Source organism: Vibrio owensii CAIM 1854 = LMG 25443, assembly GCF_000817815.1.
GTDB lineage: Bacteria > Pseudomonadota > Gammaproteobacteria > Enterobacterales > Vibrionaceae > Vibrio > Vibrio owensii.
In genome coordinates this window covers 101,064-120,056 of sequence record NZ_JPRD01000015.1, presented here as the reverse complement: position 1 = coordinate 120,056, position 18,993 = coordinate 101,064, and the positions used below count along the sequence as shown (strand labels likewise).

General features: G+C 40.3%; 27 protein-coding genes. 11 read left to right on the top strand and 16 right to left on the bottom strand.

The annotated features are described in order from the left end of the window. The first annotated feature begins 17 nt into the window (after positions 1-17). The 3 genes from H735_RS30790 (at position 18) to H735_RS09195 (ending at position 1,934) form a co-directional block, all read left to right on the top strand. Positions 18-560 (top strand): hypothetical protein, encoded by a 543-nt coding sequence (locus H735_RS30790; RefSeq protein ID WP_152447569.1) that lies wholly within the window; start codon positions 18-20, stop codon positions 558-560. A gap of 11 nt (positions 561-571) precedes the next feature. Continuing rightward, positions 572-1,093, top strand: a complete 522-nt coding sequence (locus tag H735_RS09200) for a hypothetical protein (RefSeq protein ID WP_020194334.1) — start codon at positions 572-574, stop codon at positions 1,091-1,093. A gap of 184 nt (positions 1,094-1,277) precedes the next feature. Further along, positions 1,278-1,934, top strand: coding sequence for a hypothetical protein (locus H735_RS09195; RefSeq protein WP_020194333.1), 657 nt, complete (start codon positions 1,278-1,280; stop codon positions 1,932-1,934). Position 1,935: 1 nt separating this feature from the next. Here H735_RS09195 and H735_RS09190 read toward each other — a convergent pair whose 3' ends face one another. The 3 genes from H735_RS09190 to H735_RS09180 form a co-directional block, all read right to left on the bottom strand. Further along, positions 1,936-2,607, bottom strand: a complete 672-nt coding sequence (locus tag H735_RS09190) for a helix-turn-helix domain-containing protein (protein WP_020194332.1) — start codon at positions 2,605-2,607, stop codon at positions 1,936-1,938. A gap of 219 nt (positions 2,608-2,826) precedes the next feature. Then, entirely contained in the window at positions 2,827-3,339 is a 513-nt protein-coding gene (locus tag H735_RS09185) for a hypothetical protein (protein ID WP_020194331.1), read from the bottom strand. A gap of 15 nt (positions 3,340-3,354) precedes the next feature. Further along, on the bottom strand, positions 3,355-3,963 hold the full coding sequence (locus H735_RS09180) for a BrxR family helix-turn-helix transcriptional regulator (RefSeq protein ID WP_020194330.1): 609 nt from the start codon (positions 3,961-3,963) through the stop codon (positions 3,355-3,357). A 263-nt stretch (positions 3,964-4,226) separates the two neighbouring features. Here H735_RS09180 and H735_RS09175 point away from each other — a divergent pair, with 263 nt between their 5' ends. From H735_RS09175 to H735_RS09165, 3 genes are read left to right on the top strand one after another with little or no spacing between them, the layout of a single operon-like run. Next, a complete protein-coding gene (locus H735_RS09175) occupies positions 4,227-4,499 on the top strand; it encodes a hypothetical protein (RefSeq protein WP_020194329.1) in 273 nt (90 codons plus the stop codon). A gap of 22 nt (positions 4,500-4,521) precedes the next feature. Next, complete coding sequence (locus H735_RS09170) at positions 4,522-5,406, top strand: 3'-5' exonuclease (RefSeq protein ID WP_020194328.1); 885 nt, start codon at positions 4,522-4,524, stop codon at positions 5,404-5,406. 30 nt (positions 5,407-5,436) lie between these two features. Beyond that, positions 5,437-5,694, top strand: a complete 258-nt coding sequence (locus H735_RS09165; RefSeq protein WP_152447568.1) for a hypothetical protein — start codon at positions 5,437-5,439, stop codon at positions 5,692-5,694. 97 nt (positions 5,695-5,791) lie between these two features. On the opposite strand, the gene H735_RS09160 is transcribed toward H735_RS09165, so the two are convergent. Beyond that, complete coding sequence (locus H735_RS09160) at positions 5,792-6,226, bottom strand: hypothetical protein (protein ID WP_020194326.1); 435 nt, start codon at positions 6,224-6,226, stop codon at positions 5,792-5,794. A gap of 155 nt (positions 6,227-6,381) precedes the next feature. Here H735_RS09160 and H735_RS09155 point away from each other — a divergent pair, with 155 nt between their 5' ends. Continuing rightward, entirely contained in the window at positions 6,382-6,711 is a 330-nt protein-coding gene (locus tag H735_RS09155) for a DUF1294 domain-containing protein (RefSeq protein WP_020194325.1), read from the top strand. 45 nt (positions 6,712-6,756) lie between these two features. Here H735_RS09155 and H735_RS09150 read toward each other — a convergent pair whose 3' ends face one another. From H735_RS09150 to H735_RS09125, 6 genes are read right to left on the bottom strand one after another with little or no spacing between them, the layout of a single operon-like run. After that, entirely contained in the window at positions 6,757-7,095 is a 339-nt protein-coding gene (locus tag H735_RS09150; RefSeq protein ID WP_020194324.1) for a hypothetical protein, read from the bottom strand. Positions 7,096-7,107: 12 nt separating this feature from the next. Next, complete coding sequence (locus H735_RS09145; protein WP_027726557.1) at positions 7,108-7,623, bottom strand: hypothetical protein; 516 nt, start codon at positions 7,621-7,623, stop codon at positions 7,108-7,110. Positions 7,624-7,631: 8 nt separating this feature from the next. Further along, positions 7,632-8,276, bottom strand: a complete 645-nt coding sequence (locus H735_RS09140) for a hypothetical protein (RefSeq protein WP_155399394.1) — start codon at positions 8,274-8,276, stop codon at positions 7,632-7,634. Then, the gene (locus H735_RS09135) at positions 8,257-8,460 is read right to left on the bottom strand and encodes a hypothetical protein (protein WP_020194321.1); all 204 of its coding nucleotides are present in this window, start codon (positions 8,458-8,460) and stop codon (positions 8,257-8,259) included. Before H735_RS09135 ends, H735_RS09140 begins: the two co-directional genes overlap by 20 nt. 31 nt (positions 8,461-8,491) lie before the next feature. Then, positions 8,492-8,899 carry a hypothetical protein gene (locus H735_RS09130; protein WP_020194320.1) on the bottom strand — a complete coding sequence of 136 codons (408 nt, stop codon included), beginning with the start codon at positions 8,897-8,899 and terminating at the stop codon, positions 8,492-8,494. A gap of 60 nt (positions 8,900-8,959) precedes the next feature. Beyond that, on the bottom strand, positions 8,960-10,477 hold the full coding sequence (locus H735_RS09125) for an AAA family ATPase (protein ID WP_020194319.1): 1,518 nt from the start codon (positions 10,475-10,477) through the stop codon (positions 8,960-8,962). Between the two features lie 300 nt (positions 10,478-10,777). Here H735_RS09125 and H735_RS09120 point away from each other — a divergent pair, with 300 nt between their 5' ends. Next, positions 10,778-11,539, top strand: coding sequence for a hypothetical protein (locus H735_RS09120; RefSeq protein ID WP_020194318.1), 762 nt, complete (start codon positions 10,778-10,780; stop codon positions 11,537-11,539). Between the two features lie 9 nt (positions 11,540-11,548). Continuing rightward, entirely contained in the window at positions 11,549-12,385 is an 837-nt protein-coding gene (locus H735_RS09115; protein ID WP_020194317.1) for a hypothetical protein, read from the top strand. A 63-nt stretch (positions 12,386-12,448) separates the two neighbouring features. Here H735_RS09115 and H735_RS09110 read toward each other — a convergent pair whose 3' ends face one another. Both H735_RS09110 and H735_RS09105 read right to left on the bottom strand, forming a co-directional pair. Further along, positions 12,449-13,183: a DUF2726 domain-containing protein gene (locus H735_RS09110; protein ID WP_020194316.1), complete on the bottom strand. Its 735-nt coding sequence runs from the start codon at positions 13,181-13,183 to the stop codon at positions 12,449-12,451. A 103-nt stretch (positions 13,184-13,286) separates the two neighbouring features. Continuing rightward, positions 13,287-13,730 (bottom strand): hypothetical protein, encoded by a 444-nt coding sequence (locus tag H735_RS09105; protein WP_020194315.1) that lies wholly within the window; start codon positions 13,728-13,730, stop codon positions 13,287-13,289. Between the two features lie 564 nt (positions 13,731-14,294). On the opposite strand from H735_RS09105, the gene H735_RS09100 reads away from it, so the two are divergent. Then, on the top strand, positions 14,295-14,885 hold the full coding sequence (locus tag H735_RS09100) for a TfoX/Sxy family DNA transformation protein (protein ID WP_020194314.1): 591 nt from the start codon (positions 14,295-14,297) through the stop codon (positions 14,883-14,885). Positions 14,886-15,009: 124 nt separating this feature from the next. Continuing rightward, entirely contained in the window at positions 15,010-15,771 is a 762-nt protein-coding gene (locus tag H735_RS09095; protein WP_020194313.1) for a hypothetical protein, read from the top strand. Between the two features lie 43 nt (positions 15,772-15,814). On the opposite strand, the gene H735_RS09090 is transcribed toward H735_RS09095, so the two are convergent. From H735_RS09090 to H735_RS29615, 4 genes are all read right to left on the bottom strand, one after another. Beyond that, positions 15,815-16,186: a hypothetical protein gene (locus H735_RS09090; protein WP_027726556.1), complete on the bottom strand. Its 372-nt coding sequence runs from the start codon at positions 16,184-16,186 to the stop codon at positions 15,815-15,817. A gap of 396 nt (positions 16,187-16,582) precedes the next feature. Continuing rightward, positions 16,583-17,836 carry a site-specific DNA-methyltransferase gene (locus H735_RS09080; protein WP_020194310.1) on the bottom strand — a complete coding sequence of 418 codons (1,254 nt, stop codon included), beginning with the start codon at positions 17,834-17,836 and terminating at the stop codon, positions 16,583-16,585. Position 17,837: 1 nt separating this feature from the next. After that, positions 17,838-18,455 carry a hypothetical protein gene (locus H735_RS09075; RefSeq protein WP_020194309.1) on the bottom strand — a complete coding sequence of 206 codons (618 nt, stop codon included), beginning with the start codon at positions 18,453-18,455 and terminating at the stop codon, positions 17,838-17,840. A gap of 99 nt (positions 18,456-18,554) precedes the next feature. Then, positions 18,555-18,971 (bottom strand): TraR/DksA family transcriptional regulator, encoded by a 417-nt coding sequence (locus H735_RS29615; RefSeq protein WP_020194308.1) that lies wholly within the window; start codon positions 18,969-18,971, stop codon positions 18,555-18,557. Between the last annotated feature and the right edge of the window lie 22 nt (positions 18,972-18,993).

The following is an 18,993-nucleotide window of genomic DNA, read 5'->3' as shown; positions in this document are numbered from 1 at the left end:
AGTATGTAGAATCGAGTATGAAAAGAATTTTTTATTCTGAACCAAAAAGTAAGTTGCGAAAAGTTGTTGTTTCAGTGTTACGTATTGTAGGGGGTCTAGTTTTTGTGTATGCAGCATTTATGGCCTTAACAAGTTACGACCTGCCAGCTGAAGATTTGAATCATCGTTTAAAGATCTCCCAACGAACAACGAGTTTGTCTGATTCGACTAAGAACACCCCAGAGGTAAAGCGGAAACACTATCAAGCCTACTGTTTGAATGGTGTGGTTTATTTCTCGGGGTCCACTACCTGGCATCCTAACTTTGATGATGATGGAAGGGTTATGTTATGCCGCGATTATGGTGATAAATTGGACAGCATCAGCTTGGTTGAAGCGTTCGATCTTGGAAAAGCCCGTAATTTTCGATTTCGTTGTGTTGATAACAAGTTATACGTCCGTGATAAGATCTTTAAGAACTCAGTGATGGTTCCGATTTTTGACGCTGAGACTAGAGCCATCACTCGATGCAATATGAGTGACCAAGCGATTGGCGATATTATCGATCTACGTAAAAACTAATATGGTGATTTATGCCCTCAGATTTACATGAACACTTATGCTTAAAAGCGGCCTACTGGTTAAAGTCTCAAGGTTTTGGTGTTGTAGGCATTAACATTGGTACAGCCAAAGCTCGTGAGAAAGTTGATTGCATCGGATTTAGAAGTAATTGCTCAGCGATGATAGAAAGTAAAGTTAGTTTAAGCGACTTTGCTGCTGACATGAAGAAGGCAGAGCGGATTCATACAGAGCTGGGGGTAGGATTATATAGATTCTACATAACGCCACCAAATCTTATCACGGTAGATCGATTGCCTGATGGATTTGGCTTACTCGAGCTTCATGGTCGTAAAGTGGTACCAATTAAAGCACCACCAAATAATCAATGGCCGGGACCCATACATGACCAATTAGAATGGCCTTACCCAGAACGAACCGTAAACGAATGGTTGCCTTTTCAGCACCCTATTAACGAAGAAGCCGAACAAGGAATGCTCTATTCGTTAGCAAGAAGAGCTGCAGATGGCAAAATAGTTAATAGCACCAGTCATTGATTAAGTTTTGCGGCCAAACAATGTTTATAAGCCCTTCATCACCAAATGTAGGGCTCAATTCACGAACCTATCAGCATTTACTCTAGAACTAACCCCACTATCACTGTAAAATAATTTTTGCCCCCTCCCTCAATTACAATGATTTCTGGCAGAAGCCAAATCAGTATTTCGTTGGTGAATTATTATGTCGAATGCTCGTTATAAAAAATCTTTGGATCAAGAAGCTGATGAAGTTATAAGTGTTCTTTCTAACGTCAGTATTAATAACGCCCAAAGTCTTATGGCTGAAGGTTCTGACTTGCGTCAAGTCGTACTCAATATGAAGAACAACCTGATAGAACACGAAAATTCGAATCTACTTGCCCGATTAGAGGATGCAGAAAAACAAGCCGAGGCCACGTTACGTTTATCTGTGTTTGAGTTTGAGTGGGGGATTTTTGGAAACGCCTGGTCTCCGGATACGGGCTACTTCAATCATTTGGTACGAGTGAGAAACTTTCTTGATAAACCCGAGCAGAATCAGTCCAAAGGTACTGCGAAGCACTTCTCACCCAATGAGGAGCGTCATTGGGTGCATGACAGGCTTTACAGCTTCGAAGAGAGTTTAAGCAAAAATCTAATCAAGTATACGGATCAACTTAAATTCTTTAGCTCTGATCAATACAAGTTTAATCAGTATTTCCGCAATCATAAGGCCTCAATGAAACGCTTATGCCAGTTGATCTATTGGTTAGTGGATAATGATATCTCCGCATTTCCTGTAGACTTCATGGAACGTTTAAACTGGTTAGCAGGAAAGTGCCAGGTACATCGCCAGTCACAAGTTGCAACCACTCAATAACTCACTGATACGTCAACTTGACCTTGTGGGTTGATTTAATGATAAGCCCGGTAGTAAGTAGATACCAGATCACATATGAAGCAAGCACGAGCTTATCTTGAATCAGAAGCATAAACATAACTGCGATGAGGCCGATAGCAATCATACTTTTATCAGAATAACGTTTCCTGATTTGAGTTTGTTCTATATTAAATTTGGAAAGTGGCAATGAACGCTGCGGCTCGATGGAGTAACTTTTGTAATTAAGAAAGCTTGCCAAAGGCACAATGAAACATGAAGTAAACAAACAGTATCTCACTAAGGTATCGACAGATGACTTTTCAGTAGCAACATTACCGATTATAAATAGGTAGAATAGGACTATGAAAGTCAATACGTGAGACTGCCACAGCGTCTTAAAGTATAAATTGCTAACCTTCAGGGCGATACCTAGTCTGGGATGTTTATACGTTTCACTATCTCTGTTCTCTACCAATTCAGTCCAATGTGTCAACCCCAAAGCAAAAGACAGTTTTTCCAAGATCTCCTGTGATACCTTTTCACCATTTTCGGCTCTCGTTATTGTCCTTCTAGCCACACCGGAAACCTCGAATAATTTGGTCTGTGACCAATCCATTTCTGTGCGGTACGTTCTTAAAAACGGAGCAAAATACATCGATTCCTTGACTGGCACATGTCCTCCTTAACCATCACTCTTTTATAAAAAAACCATTAAATGAATAATACTGTATCAGATCCATTTGATCAGTACTGTGAGTGAAATATGTTCGGCATATGCCCATAAATTCACTTACTTAAGTGCTGGTAGAAGTGAATTTATGGTTTTTTGGAATGTAACTCTATCTTTTGTCGGCAGAACATGTGCCAGCAATTTGGGAGTGGCTGTAAACATTCAGAGTGAATCAACAAAACGAATCGGATGATCACTATAGTATTCGATTTCAAATCCGCTAAGATTAATTGGTTTATTTATGAGGAAAATGAACCTCATGTCATTTTTACGGATCTTTCCTGTCCCTGGGTCGAACCGAAGTCCAACACGTTCGTCCGAACCAATTGCAGTACCGGACAGTTCTGTTTCATGGCTGTCACATTTCAGCGTTTTCGGTTCAACTATAAATCGGTTAGTTAGTTCCGAAATCGCCCCTGTTGCTTTGATGATACAATTCTCTGGTTGAATATCTTGGATACGCCTTACCTGAACAAAACCATCAGTTGTAATTTCGGCTTCTATAACGATCGCACTATTGGAGGAGTAGAACGAATATTCACCATCTCTTGGCATGTAGGGGTCAGAAACTTTTGGTTTCATTATCATGTCGTCAGGAAGCGTAACCGTTCTAAGGTGTTGGTTACACCCTGTAATCAGCGAAGTAACGGCAAGAACTAGAATTGCTTTGTTCATGAATTTTCCCTCGAGTTAGTAGCTAGGAGCCTGCTTTTCTGGACCAAAAAGGTCATCGATCGCTGTTAAAAACTTAAGTGCACTAATGTCTTTAGGAAGATAATAACGTTTAAATATGGTCGTCTTTCTGTAGCATGACATTTGCCCTTGAAGATGATAACGGAGATTTGCACAGGAATCTCTATCCTCCTTGTAGGCTTTTAGTACATGTCCGGCTCGGCTTCTATGCATTCCGAACTGATTTGCAATAGTTATCGGGCTTATGATTTCGTGTAATTCGACATAAGCGTCAATGTACTTTAAATAGACATCTTTTGTACTAGAGCCAGAATCACCGTATACTTCTAATATTGAGCTAAGAAACATCTGAGGGCTCAGGTTCATCAATATCTGTCTTTTGAATTTTGATGTTCTTATGTAATTAGAATGACGCCCATTTTCCTTGTACTTGATATTGTCCGCGGTTAATTGATCCTCACAATATCTTTTGATTAGTTTACTTGCTTTGCCTCGGTCCATTTTAAATTGGCAACGCAAATCGTTCGGGCGCACCGAACCATCTGTGTCTAACTTGGCCTCAATATATGCCAAGAACAGACGATCTGTTACTTTCGTTATACTCATGATAAACCATTTGTCATTGACTTTGGGTTAGTGCGGTATTTTGCTATACCTTTCCACTATGATACACTTTGGTTTGGTTGTTTTTCAACTGACCTTCTAGTGATACCTACGATATAGCAAACCAGTAATGGCTGTTCTGAAAAGGTGGTTTGATCAGGTTTCTTGTATGTTGATTAGATCAGAATAACTTTCAGGTTTAAGTGCTAGACTTCATTCACTCGTTCGTTACAGAGAACGTAACTACTTACAAGTTAGGGTTTTATATGTCTAATAAAATTAATGCTCAAAATGCCGCTGGTCGATTTGCTCGATTAGTGGTAGCCGTTGTTATCTTCTTTGCTTCTTTGTTATTTGTCCCAATTATCACCTCGCCAATTTATAATTTGGTTGGCTCAAACAACATTGGGGTTCAAGGCACGCTTGACTTTGTCATCGTGTGCGCGATCGTTTTCATTTTTGCTATCTACCCTTTCTTCATCGATGTTAAGCGTCGGTTGAACAGCAAAAATAATCAAAATGACACCTCAAATCAGTAACAAGTAATTGTTGAAACTTGCTATGTCTGAAACGAAAGATAGCTTTGAACAGTCCCTAGAGGATGCCTGCAGGAACAGTGAAGCTTATGGTGTAACACGGCTTAGGGACCAATTTGGTTTGAAACCGGCTCCAAATCAGAAACCGCATAAGTTTGTAAAGTCGCCATATTCGAACCGGTCAAACCCCATTTATCTAGTGTCAGGTTGTATCCCAATCCGTCGTTTTAAAGAAAAAAAACTTAAAAAATTAACTGAGCGCCAGATTCGAGGGAGGAAGCTCTCAGGACTCAAGGCTAAAAGACGCTCAAGATGGTACAAAGCAAGCAAACTTTTAGCTGAATTCATTGAGAATCGAGATGTATTTGTCCTGGACACTGAAACTACTTGTGTCAGTAACGACGCTCAAGTAATAGAATTAAGCATAATGGATAGGCATGGGAACGAAGTATTCTATCAACGCTATAGACCTACAGTGCCTATTTCAGAAGGAGCTTTTAACGCTAACGGGATGTCGCTTTCCGAATTAGAGGAGTGTCCTAGTTGGGATACTCGTAGTGATGAAGTGAAAAACCTTCTTTGCAGTAGACCAGTGTTGATATTTAATTCAAAGTTTGACTTAAGGCTTATCAGGCAAAGCTGTATAGCTTTTGGCTGTGATGAATTATGGGTAGATAATGTAGAGAATATGTGTCTGATGTACAAAGCGGCCGATATTTATGGTGCGACCAACAAATACGGTTCGATATCATTAAAGAATGCGGTCGCAGCTGCTGGTATTGAGTGGCAAGGAAAAGCTCACACAGCTACTGCTGATACCAGAATGACAATCGCTTTGCTTGATGAAATGGTGAGGAAACATCATGAATTAGATCAAGAAATCCATAAAATTGAAAATAACAAAATATAGGAGTTCATTATGAATGGTGAGAGTGTTGTTATGAAGGAATTGTCCTCGACGTCTGACTCCAAGCTGGAGTTTGTGCCTACCGGCCTTGAAGATGTACAAGGTACATCTATTCAATTGAAGGATGTGCTATTTAATGTGCTGGAGCCAAATGAACCAAGACTGTTGGTACAAGAAGCTAAGCTCGGTAAGTTTAAATGCGGTGAAATTGAATTGTCGGGTTCTTTCATCAAGGACAACAACCTTGTAGTGCTCGGCAATTACGAAGTTTCACCAGAGATTTACCCTTAACTTATACGCCAGCATCCAATATAGCCTGTCTAACGTATTGATCTTCAGTCTTAAAAGTAATCAAGTGCAGTTAAATGTCACGCAATGAATCAACGTCTTAGTGAACTATCATTTGATAATTAACATCAGGTGATTTGCATAACGTACCGTTTTGTATGTACAGAGTAACCTCAATCTGAGGTCTCTTATATTCCTCAATTAATTGGATGACGTTGATTTTGTTTTCATAAACGTCATTCAGTTCGCCCTCGAGAGGAAATAAAATGACCCAACTTTGTCCACATGCCCTGCCATCCTTATGTATTAGGTTTAATGTATATCCTCCCATGGTAGGGTCTTCCATGTCGAAATCCATAACAAGCCACTCTTGTTCTGATTGCATCTCACTGATTGCTTTTTTGCACTCGTCTTCAGTTGTTCTTTCTATGAAAACTCCTGTGGTAATGATACCAGGGTATCCATTTGTTTTTTTAGTTGAGCAAATGAGCTCATCTACTTCATTAAGTAATTCAATTAATTCACTCGAATGCATCGAGAACCTCAAATGGCAGTATGTGAGTAGTTGTTTTTGATAGAATTTAATTATAGATTTATATGATTATACACTTCAATCGATTAATCTACATGCTTACCCCGACAACCTTTTTTAGTCTTAGTTATTTGGCGTTTGTAGGAATGTGCGTATTGATGCAAAAATCGTCAATTGTGATTTTTGCGGCCTACTCTGCTTTAAGTGTTTATGGATATTTGATTTTTGCTCTAGATAAAAAAGCCGCAATTAATGGTGGGCATCGGATGAGTGAGAGATGGCTTATTGTAACATGTCTTTTTGGGGGGTGGCCTGGAGTTCTTTTTGCTCAAGTAAAATGTCGCCACAAGACAAAGAAGCAACCTTTCAAAACTCTTATGTGGTTAGCTATTGTTGCAAATTGCGCCATATTTTTAGTGACGATGTCACCAGTAGGGGTTCGTTCTATAGATTCTTTTCTTCGTGTTTTCGAGTTCACAATTGCTTAGGCATTTCAAAAAATACACCAGTTTAGAACTGGTGCGACATGATAATCAACTTATGGATTTGTGTAACTTTCCTTGCTGGTAGATCTCTTCCTTCTCGAATTTAATAGCTTCTTGTCTTGAGTTGAACGGACCATATGTTTTGTCATCGATGTACACTGTCCAACTACACTCCCAATGACGTGTCCATTCAGCCACTTTACTTTTATCATCAACTAAACTTCGGAGGATACGAAAGCACTGACGCATGAGCCAATTCGTTGGTCTAATATGGGAGACCCTCTTTCGCGCTATCTCGGTAATTCCCAATGAGTTGAAGTCCACTTCATCAGAGAATCCAGTGATGACCCCATCTTTGATGACGATTCGACGTTTGCCTTTACTCATGTTTGTTTCCTATCAATCCAAAGAGATTTTTCGAACGGTAGCTTCTGGTTCGAGTTTATGTTGTTGCTTCAAATCAGTTGCGACGACCGTGTTCTCAGTATCACTTGTTCTTTGCTCGAGGTATCTATGACAGTTTGCACGGTCCTTCAATTCCTCTAGGCCAGAGAGCTCTTGCCTAGTTGATTGAATCGTTGAATTAGTTCCGGAACCCACTTCTATTTCATAGCCACGATACAAGGCGTAAAAAGTAATAATGACAATGATAACGAAGTACGGTCGTATCAAGTCATTCAATATCCCATGATCAGAAGGTAAGTTTATATTCAATACAGTGCTAAGCACTATAGGATATGAATATATTGAAAGCCCAACCATTGGCGTAATAAGCCTGATTTTGTTATGGACAAATACAACCAATGTGTATTGGATAAGAATAATCACAAGAGCCGCTGCAAACACATAGCTAACATAAGGCCACATCTTAAGAATAATAAGCTCCATTTCATCGGCTCTTGGATTCGAAAACATACCCCCCCCTAACTTAGCGAAATTTTACGTACGTTGTTAATTGGCGCATCTTCGGTTTTTGACGCTACAATAGGTTCATTCTGCTCAACTTTAGAACTGTTTTTTTCAGTGCTCTCATTGCTTGATTGAGTTGCTGTTTCATGACCAGCTTTATTTACCGAGCTTTGTACTAACTCTTCCAAGTCGCCAAGTTCACTAGCGTTACTTCTTGCTGTACGGTCAAGCCTTTCGCTTTGGTCACGGTTAAGCCAAATGAAAGTCGTTATCCCGGCTATAACAACTAGAACAATGATTGCGACAATTACTAATCCCCAAGGATCGGATTGAATTCCAGTTTCAGTTGTAGAACTTGGTACTGCACCTTCTGATTCTTCGATTAAGGTATCGACCATTGAATTCATCATTACCATGCTAATTGGCATAATCATAAATACAGGGTTGAAACTATTTCGAACAATCAAACTCATTAGAAACAGAAAGATACAGAGACCAGTCATTATTGGTAGAAATGTATTGCTTAGTTCAAGAACTGAAGTGAATACGTTATCTAACGCAGGTTCTCGAGTCACGTCATCAGTCGCGAAGGCTACACCTGAAGTGTAGCTACTTATCAAAAATAAATACCCAAACCATTTAATAGTTACCCGTTTCAAATTCATGTTCCGTGTTCTCACTGGTGGTCTCAAATGAATATTCTGGTTTCTTCTCTGCGTTAATAAGCTCAAAGCTTTCTGGGCGCAATTTCTGGTCAAGTTTTTCGCAATCAGTTCCAGAGAAACCCTGAAAATCAGCCTGGATATTCCCACCTTTAATTTTCACTTTGATTCGTTTAGTCATTTATTACCTCGGAATTAATGTTGTTTGTGGATTACCAGACTTGCTCTACGCCTTCGACTTCAATAGTGCCATCGTCATTCATGACTAATTCAACATCGAAGCCTTCGTTTTGCATTTGCTGTTCATAGTGGTAGCCGATATATAAATCATCGAGCATTGGTTTCACTCGGCGTGTCCAGCGACCGCAGTCACCCCAGTTTTCTTCAAACGGGACATAGTGGCCGTCTGAATTTTTGTTAAAACCAATTCGGTGCTTTTTGTTGGTTTGACTGATCAAAACAACATCATATTTTGTCATTGTGCGAGAGTGACCGCCTCCACCGGTTTCAACATACAAATGGGTACTTTCTTCAACGCGACCGACCTTCTCTAACGCCTTGAGAAGCAGGTTCTTATCAGTAAAGGCAATCTTGCCTCTGCCTTGCGAAATATGGCTCATCGGAATTCCTTACTATTCGTGAAATAGGGCCACGGATAAATCTCCGTGCCCATAGTTCAATTAGTTCAAGTTGATTTGGCGTGAGCCAGTAGTGGTTGGCTCAGATTTAGTCGGACTGGCAGGATAGAAGCCCTGATTTCCAAGCTGACGGATTGCATCGATTTCTTCTCGACGAGTTTCACTCGTCGGTGTTACGTCTTGGATTGACGTTACAAGGTCACTTTGTGACACTTCGCGTTCTAATGAACAAGCGATGTATTTCGCATCGATTACAGCCTGTTCAATTTCGGCACCTGTATAACCGACGCTAGTATCGAGTAGTTCATTAAGGTCAAAATCATCTGCAGATAGACCTTGCTTTTTAAGGTGGATGCCAAAGATGACGCGACGCTCTGTTTCTGTTGGTAGGTCAACAAAAAAATTACGGTCAAATCGCCCGGCACGAAGCAATTCTGGTGGCAATAGCCCAACTCGGTTAGCTGTGGCAACGATGAACGTTTTGGACTTACGTTCTTGAAGCCAGTAAAGGAACGCACCAAGCAGCTTACTTGTTACTTCATGTTGACCTTCAGAATGACCAAGGTATTTTTCTACCTCATCAAGAAGTACCGTAACAGGGCTGATTTGTTCGATGGTTTCTAAGGCAAGCAGGAAAGCCTTTTCAGTTTCACCGACATATTTAGAGTAGAATTTACCAATATCCAGGCGAATCAAACTGGTACCTAAGATTGAGGCCGCAGCTTTTGCCGTAGCGGTTTTACCCGACCCCGGAGGACCAGCCATTAAGATACCTTTTACTGGTAGTTCACTATCCCACCCTGCCTTCCGGACATTCAGGAATTCTTTTAGATTTTCGAGGCCACCAATTTCTTCGATCGGAACTGGTTCTAATGCTTCAAGTCCCATTTCACGCAAGATATGAGCTTTTTCTTTACGAACTTCCGGGAGATAGTCTTTGTTTTTGAACTTCAGATATGCGCTCAAAACAAAGACATTTTTCATCTGAGTGTAACTCAGTCCAAGCGCATTACTTGCTAATTCCCGACGCTCGGCATCAGTGAATAATTTAAGCTCCGGATCGACACTCTTTTCTGAAAGCTTAACAAGTTCAATGATCTCTTCGAAATCCAAAGGAGGCATATCTGCATGGTAGACATATTCTTGATTTAGAGAGTCATTACCACAGATAACATAGGTTACCCCGCACATTTCTAATGTATTGATTGAGGCTTTAAGTGCCGGGAGCACTTCTTTGTTAACCGTCATGCGCTCAAAGAAATATGGATCGAATACAACAGCACCGGCATACTTTTCATTCGTTGCCTTATTGCGCTCATTGGTCGCTTCGTCACCAATCTTTTTGAATGTCGGGATAGATGGCAAATCTTTGAATGCCATTTTATGGAATTTTTTGTTAGTAGCTTCTGCTACCAGACGCATCGACATCTCGGCTCGGTAGGTTTCAATTGATTTAATCAATGTGACCGGAAAAGTTAAGCGGACAGGCGCTTCGAATGCAGCAATGTATTTATGCTTGAATGGTTCAAACGGATTAACGACCTGATTTTTATCTGCCATGGTTTACCTTCATTGGTTGTCAGATGAAAAGACACGACTACTCATATCCTTGCTGTTTGCCCTAAGTACTGGGCGACACGAGTTGGATATTACATCAATCGATTTCAAGGCTGCTTTGAAATGTAATCTGATCAAAAGCCTGTGAATCGTAATCAGATCAACGAGAAAAGTAATCTGATCAACAGCGTTGAATTGATTTGGTGTATTGTCGAAAGTTGCAGGTAAAAGATGCGAAACCTATCAAAACACTATTCTTTTACTAAGGAAAATGTCATATCTCTATTTAGGGAATAATTTGTAATGAAGAAATATTTATGGGGTGTTGCCCTATTCTTTATGGTAGCTATATCTTTTCAAATGAATGCATTAGCAGAGTCGAGTACAACGCCTACCACTGATTCTGAACAGCAAATCAATAGTGATGACACAGCGGCTGATATAGCTCGACAAAGGCTTCATGGGCAAAAATTTAATAGTAGTGATGATGCAGCCGAATATCTTCAGTCTGACGACAGTTCAACTACAATTCGTGTTCTTGGTTTCATCGGTATAATGATTTTCATATCATTTCAAGCTCACTCAGCTGCAGAAATGTTTAGCAGTCCTGGTGAAAGCCGGCAGATAAAGAATTGGAACAAGCGTATTCTATTAGGTTGCTTCATGGCAGGAAATGCTGTCGCTTTATTTTACCTCTATTTTATAGACCTTCTCCATGTAATGGTTACATATACCGACAACCATTTGGGTGCGATTTTCATAGTGTTATTCACATCGATAATTGCTTTGGGTATGCAGATCTATACGGCCTGGAACTTCGAACCGGAGTTTTATGATTTCTACGATACTGTGTACTCGAGGGGTAATTCCTCACCTTACACTCGCCCGCAAACATTACAGACACTGGATGAGTTGAATCGGCAGACTGCCAACTCTGTCAATCAGAATCAATCATCAAGCGTCACGCAATCATGTGGTTCTAGTACTTCATCACCTATCGGAAGTGATATCGATGAGTCGGGTCAAGAAGCAGTAAGTAATGTTCGAAAAATTTCTCTTGATTAGGTGTCACCAATGAAACAACTACTAACGTTCGTTATGCTTGGGATTGTCGTTCTTTTTTCGGTCAACACATACGCTAATGAGTCTCCAGTTACTCCGTTGCTAGAGGAAACTAAGTCTCAGACCAAATTAGATAAATCGTTCAGCCCTGGTACCAGATTGATAGGTACTGAATATGCGGAGCAGGAAAAATCCGACAAAGAAAAAAGTGAAGCCTACTTGAAATCAAAAGACAGTTCTATCTTCTTTCGTGTCTTTGGTCTGATACTAACTATTGCAGGCCTATCTCGGTTGTTTTATTTAATGGTTGAAGCGGTTACGGATTGTAATAGAAAAGCTTTGTTTCTTTCATATTGTATGACCTGGTTGATCGGGTACTTTTTTTCCGTGGCAACCGAATTACAGAGAGCAATAATTGAAAGAGAGGCTGGGCTTTTTATCCAGTTTATGTGGGTCGTGCTAGTTATTACATTAATATCCCAGATTGTTTCTGTTCTACTTTTTGAAGATCAAGGTTATAGCCGGTTGATAAATAGTAGAAGCTCTGTTTCCTACCACGTCGAGACATTGCCAGATGGCCGGCACCGAACGGTTCAGACTATGTCTGAAACTATGGTTAATGTGATTGATTCGCAAAATGGCATAACCCGGTCGAGGCCAATACCTGGTACCGAATTGTTCAATGAGTTTAGAAGCATGGCAGAAACAGTAGTTGTAGATCGGGAGCCGACAGTAGATCAATCAGAGGGTGAGCCCGACCGTCAAGGAACGGTAACCGCCGAAAAGAACATCATAAGTGAGAAAGATAATTGCAACGAAGGCTTTATCAGGAAAATATCACTAGATTAAATTTGAATAAAACCATCCTGCCCACTGATACCACTTAACCTTTTCAGTGGGCAGGAATTTTAATTAAATCTTTTGGGTATGGCGACATTTAGGAAAATTCGAACATCCATAGAACTTGTCACGGCTTTTATTAGAACTCTGTCTTTCGATTAACATCCCTCCGCATTTAGGGCATTCTTGCTCAACGAGCATTTCCTTAACATCGGTCTGGTGCGAGCCTTCTTTGATTTTCGGTATTTCAAGTTCTGGGGTAGCTGCAGTTTCTTTTGATTGCCCATTATCGATAACATTAGGTTGTAACTTGGTGATATCAAGATGTTCCAATTGAGACATAAGTTCAGGGAGTTGGTAACCTCTTTTGGCCGGGAATCTAACCAATGGAATATTTGCAGAAGCAAAAACATCATTTACGAACTTATCTCTTTTCTTGCCCCGTTCACTTTCATGACTCGAGTCGTCAAGTTCTATAGCTGCGATTATCTTTGATGTCTTCGCGTCAGTGATAACAAAGTCCACATGCTTTTGGGCGATCTTACCTAAATGGCTCATTCTGTTCTTTGCATCAAGCCCCTTTTTTATGCCAACTATGTCAGCGATTCTTACCTTGGAGAAAAGTGTTACATTGTCACACAGAGTTGAATTTAGGACTTGGTAAAAGGACAGTTCTGCATTTGAAAGGAGGCGATCTTTGGGGATGTATGGAAGTGTTGAGGCTCCACTCTTTCCGGAGCCAAACATGACAAACAAAGCAATTATCACTACAGCGATAATTGCGATTGTGGTTATATCGAAGTTCATGTGCGTATTTCCTTTTTGGCGCATTTAGAACTACTTATTTCAAGTGTTCTGAATGGGACATTTGTATCGGGTAAGGTAATACTATACTGCTTGGATTTACTGGTTACAATTTCTCTCCCGTTTCATCTTCATACTTTTTCTGAAATTCTTTTGATGCATCGGTGTAACCGTCCAATAGCAAAAGCAAAGCAACATGTAGATAACTCTTTGGTTTATTGAAGATGTACCCAGGATAAAATCCAATTAGAGTTCCGATGCTCATACCAATGAAGAATATGTGATCGACTGAAGCGTGCTCGGCATAACCGGTAAGTGCTAGCCCAAATAAAATGATACCGACGAAAGTGAGTAATTTCCCGATCGTTCTGTTCTGCCACCATGCGTAGATAATTGGTAATCCGCAAACCAATCCGATTAAGAACGATGACCATCTCCACTCTTCAGTGGTGACGATGTTGTATAGAGAGCTTGCTAGGATAAAAGTGATCGTAAAGGTCCCTGGCCGCAGGTACTTAAAAATAAAAAGCCGGTTTTGTTCATTCGACATAAATTCAAATCTCATAAATACAATATTGAAGGGACTATACCACGATTTGAAGCCGCTCATCCTGTACTGTTATCAGATTAAGCTGGTGGCTGAATGCCGTATGAACGACTTAAAAATGATCAATTTAGATCCAAATGAGAACCATTCTATACACGAAGAAAGTGGAATTCTTTCGTATATAGAATGGTTCTCATTTAGGGGTGGTTTTTTTATCGCGTTGTAGCTTGCTAATCTTTTGTTTAATGGCTTGTGTATCACTGTAATCGAACTTTTATAAACTGTTACATTGTCACGTATATGTCCTTGTTAGCACTGTGCTGAGTGAATGAGCTATTCGGTAGTTGCTCTCTGTCGGAATTCTTGTTTCTGCGTTGAGTGGTTGCCCGCTGCTACTGATAATTATGTTTTGGTGATTATTATTGATATCAATTGCGGTCTAACATTGTTTAGTCATCAGATCAGGCTTGAGCCCTTGTCTCATCAGGTTTCATGTGGCATTAGCAGTCACAAAGAAGTATAATTTCATCGAATCACACGGCTAAATTCCCTAAGAAACTGTATTTTATGAACGCAATTGAACTTATTAACTCAATTCAGAGTTTTGATTTTATTGATAATATTAACGTTAAATCAATGTTTGGTGGCAAACGCATTTTCGCTAACGGAGTGCCATTTTGTCAGTTCTATGACGGCAAGCTTTATTTCAGAGCGAGTGCTGTAAACGTACCACTGCTTACTGAACAAGGATTCGAGCAATTGGTCACATACAAGAATCAATCCCCTGTTAAGCATAACTACTTTGTTGTGCCAAACGCTGAAGTGAACGATCACGAACAACTTTATTTACGATTAGCTTCATCGTTGGATGAGGCATTAAAAGAGAAGAGTGATACGAAGATTAATCAGAGAATTAAAGATCTACCTAACTTACGAGTCCAGGTCGAGCGTTCTCTATCAAAGGTTGGCATTACTTCTGTATCGGAACTTCGCAAACAAGGGCCAATTGAAGCCTTTGTTAAGTTAAGACAAGACAACGCAAATGTATCTCTTGAGCTATTATATAGTTTAAGCGCAGCACTCAAAGGCATTCATAAAAGTGTCTTGTCTAGTCAAGACAAACACTTGTTGCGTGTAAGTTTGGAAATGGAGGCCTAATCTAGCCATTTTTAGCTACGTTCAACCGACATAGCGATCGGACATTTGGACGTAGACTCTCGATTCCCTTATACTATTTCCTAAACACAAATTAGCGATATAAGTATCTTAAGGCAGTCATTTAATGCACCCGTTACACACAAGAGCTACAGTCATTTCTGCAAAAGTTTGCCAGGTTGAATGGTTTGCAGGAAAAAACAAATGTGGCCTTTTGAATGTCCAGTTAGATTTTGATCACAAGAAGCATGAGACTGCTCTAATTGGAGAGCTTCTTGCTATTCAACATCTAATTTTCGACAAGAATATTTTTAGTATGACGAAAGTCGTATCCCCAAATTATGTGCAATTATTTGTTTCTTCATTGCAGATCCTGAATATCCATTCAAATCCCAATGGACTGTCATCACAGGTTTATCATGCCAGCTCATTCTTGAGAAATCGCTTTAAGGGCGTTTCCTTGGAGTTGTTCATTGATGAGAGTAAGTTTGAGTTTATTAACCGTTCGATAGTTGATATTTTTCCAGTTGAAGACCCTCTTATAAAGCACTTTACTCACATTTACTTAGATGCACCTGCACTTGGGTCTATTATGGTAAATACTCATGCTATTGATCAGTACATCAAACACCATGAGAGCACTGGCAACCCTCTAAAACACCCTATTGATTCTCTTGTTTCACGGATGATGAATCCCGAACTACTTAAGATGGATATCCCAGAGCATGTCCTTAGACACAAGCTGTTCGAATATCAGAACAATGAAAATATAGAGGTTTGGGGGCACCCGAATGCTACTTTGAAATTTCTGGTCGTAACCGATGATAATGTTCGTACGTTACGTACGGTATTTAGAAAGGGTTTTAGATTAGAAAGAACTGATGTTTAGAAAGAGGTTGCAAACGTCCTTGTTATTGCAACCTCAGGGGGCTTTAAGCTTCTAGTTTAAGTGTTTCCGGATTTTTCCACTCGACGTCATCACCCTTTTCTACATTCACAAATTTCAACACACCAATGCCTGTCCGGAACAAACACTTACTGATTTGTCTCTGCGCCTCTTGCGATACCTTGATATTTGTTCTGAACGTTACGTATGGTGATTTTTTCTGAACTTCACCAGAACAAAGTTCTTCGAGCGCTGCGGCCATGGTCAACATGAAGTCCTCTTCTTTAACAAGCTTATCGGTCAGACGAAAATTACCTTGAGCTTTGACCTGTATATTTGGTGTTGATGTCTTCGTGGCAGTAATCGTGTTATCACACACAAATACATCAACAGGGATTTGGTTTATGCTTGAATGCATTCTCTTAAAAAACTTATACATGAATTTGATATCTGAACTGTAAGTTAATTGGCTGCGCGTGAAAGTTTGAACATGACTTGCACCTAAAGATCGAGAGATGTTCGGAAATACTCTTACTTCATCAGTTCAGAAGTATTTGTTCCAGGGTCTTGCTGACAACAACAGCTACGCTAATACAAGTAATGCTCTTACTAAGGGATAGAAACCATCCTGCCATTTCATCGTACCCTGGTAAATCGGTAGATATTAACGAATGGGAGACATTTGTATCGAAAGCAAGTACAACGGTCGCCAAACTAACAGCAATGATTACCATGTGCATTTTATTTGATTGTTTGGTCATAGACTTTCTCCAGTCATCATTGTTAATGAGCATGGTTACATCACTTACTAAAGCTAGAATTCGTTCTGTGCTGCTAGGAATGCAGGATTAACCCAGTAATCAATATTGTGAATGTCAAATCGTCGAAAACTTTGTCTAACGTATTCCCATACGCGTTCAATGGCAAACCATCTGCGTCCTGTTAATTCACAAGCTTCTGGAGTTGTTCCTGTACCACTATAATGATCCAGTACAACTTGCCCTTCTTCGGTAAGGTGTCTTACAAATCGATTAGCAAGTGACTCTGGCATCTTAGCTGAATGCACCGGTAGTCCTAACGCTTTGGCATATTGATTGACTTCACGCCCTGATAAACAGTTGTTAGGAATGTAAAAGCTATTGTTAGGAATCCGACCGCTACCAAGTTTGCTAAACTCACCAACGCGCTTTCTGTACGCACCATCACCATGTTGGTACTCATATTTCATACCACCACTTTCAACAAATTGACGGTGGCTCTCCGAATGCTCTTCTAGAATACGTCTATTATCTGCTGGACATGCAAGGGGGTCGTTACAAAACCATAATACAGGCTCATAGGAGCTTTTGGCGTGGTAACGTTTAACACATGCCCACTGCGTTGGAGATGGGTATTTGTTCGAATTCCAAACCCCTCGTTCCATAAGGTATAGCCCGAGTTTTTCCCAGCAAGCTATTGTAAAATACTCTAGGTAAAGGGATCGCGCCGGCAATCCTTTAAGAAAGACATCGTTTGAAAGATTAATGACAATACTACCACCTTTTGCTAACCGTTCAACAATTGGCTCTAGTGTTTTCATCATCATATCAAGCCATGCATTCATGTCAGATTCACCACCGTAGGCTCTAGGTTTTTGAATCGGATATGGGGATGAAGTTAGTGTCAGGTGAATTGGTTCATCAATTACACCTGAGGCAAAAACAGTTCTCGAGTCAGCGCAAATTGAGACTCCTAGATCGGTGCTCAATGCGATAATCATCTTTCCATCAATGGTGGCATGAAGGTATTCATCTTTTTTATTTGTTTTTAGTAACTCCCAAACCCCTCGGGACTTTTGCTCTAGCAGGCCTTTTATTTTCAAGGTTTGTTGTGCCCAGCGGATCTTTCTAGTCATCAAATTGCGAACGGTTTGAGATTTTCCTACCGGGGCCTGGAAGTCCGACAAACTCACTCCGAGTTTCGAAGCTACCATTTCGTATAAAGAACGGTTATCGAGTGACTCTTCAGATTCATAGATACTCGAAACTGTGTTCATGATCAGTGTATTGTTTAAAACTGCACTACTCATCTTAATGCACCTTAGTATCTGAGCTAAACATCGCGGAATGAAGAGCCATTACCTGCTCACATTCACTTTTTGTTATCAATTTCACTGCATTTCCAAACCATTGATTTAGTTTGTTTTCGGAGCGTAATTCAATGATTTCTAGAAGAATGTCACACATAATGGATATATCGCGCTCTTCGGTCAAAGGGAGTAGGCGGTAGTTAGACCCATGCATATCAAAAGGAAGCATAAGGGCTTTGTACTTCATTCGACCCAGCTCATCATTACGGATAGCGATTCCACCGAGTCCAATCGATTGCATCAATTTGATTGAAGCCTTTTCACTATTAGTCACGAGTGTATCGATATGCTTAACAAAAGAGGCGGCGCTGTCTGCAAAGTCAGCTTTACTTAACCCTGATTCAAAGGAACCAGCTAAGCCTTTTGCAAACTGTTGTTTGATATCGGCATCGGTACCAGCGAATAATAATTTCCAAGATGGAGTGACTTCTAAATGTCCAGCTTTTCCACTGCTCGCAGCGGCCTCTGGAGCACTTAGGTCAATTACCATACTCAATGGAGAGGAGCTTCCCTCCCCTCGAATAACAGCTTGTTGTACATGCTTATATACCGTTTTCATACACGTAACTCCCAAATTAAAACATCGTTCAATTTGGAGATTACACCATACTTTTGTCAAACAATTGTGCTTGTATTTAGATCAGCGTTTGGAATCTGATCAGATTCTTGCTCCTGATGGCATTCGATAGCCTGTTTGCTGAGCTGCACGCACTTCAAGGACCCCCTTGCAATCAACGCATTGCGTCGTAAAAGGTGATGAATTCATTCGACTTAGTGGGATATTCACACCGCAGCAATCGCAATAGCCATAGCATTCATCGCGAGAAGCTCTAATTGCATCTTGAACATTAGATTCCTCTGCCGCTAGACGATTGATCTCGCGTTGTATACTTTCATGTTCCGATTTAAGGTCGGCTTCATCGGCAGAATCGGAGCCACATCCCAGGTCTGAAGTTAGTGTTCGTAAAGAAGACAGTAGTTTCGTTCTACGCACCTGAATGTTTTTTAGTTCGTGTGGTAATTTCGCCTGTAATTCTTCCAGAGATAGTAAACTCTTCGGTTGAGCTTGTTTCATAATCATTCCTTATCATTAGTCA